Genomic DNA, 716 nt, shown 5'->3' on the forward strand with positions numbered 1-716 from the left:
GATGAGACGCGTGTACATCCGCGCACGGGCGTTGTTGCCGTCGTTCTGCGCGGGGAGGCCGCCGATGGACATGTTGACGATGTCCACACCGTGGTTGACCACCAGGTCGATCATGCCCTCGGTCAGTGCCACGTTGGTGCAGCCCGGCCCGAACACGCAGGCGCGCGACGAGACGATCTTCGCTCCCGGGGCCGCGCCGTTCATCTTGCCGCCGAACAGGCCGTTGGCGGCGGTGATGCCCGCGACGTGGGTACCGTGCTCGGAGGCCACCACACCGATGTTGACGAAGTCGGCCTTCTTGCCGACCCAGGTGCCGCCGTACGGGTCCGTGGGGACGTCCTTGCGGATCTGCACCACGAAGGGGATCCGCTCGGAGACGGGGGTGGCGGGGTTGTCGGTGCCGAAGTAGCCGACCTGGAAGCCGTCCTTGTACGGCTTCATCTCGACGTCGTCGGTGAAGTCCCCGTTGTCGTTCAGGTCGACGCGGACGGTGCCCTTCGCCGGGTCGTACAGGACGCCCCAGAAGTCGGTGGTGTCACCGTCGCGGTTGAGGTCGCCGCCCATGTCGCCGCCGGCGGTGGCGGATTCGAAGAAGACCGTGACCTGCTGCGTCGGCTTGGGGGCGGTCCAGGTCCGGCCCTGGTAACCGGCCTGGGGGCCGTTGGTCATACGGCGCCAGGTGGCGTCGCCGTCGGTGATCGGGTCGGTGCTGGTGA

At 68.2% G+C, this 716-nt stretch carries 1 protein-coding gene; it reads right to left on the reverse strand.

All coding sequences use genetic code 11. The features are described 5' to 3' along the window. The coding region (locus AC3ET4_RS30900; RefSeq protein WP_431955296.1) for a S8 family serine peptidase at positions 1-716 on the reverse strand (716 nt) is incomplete at both ends.

It is taken from the genome of Actinacidiphila sp. bgisy167, assembly GCF_057707665.1.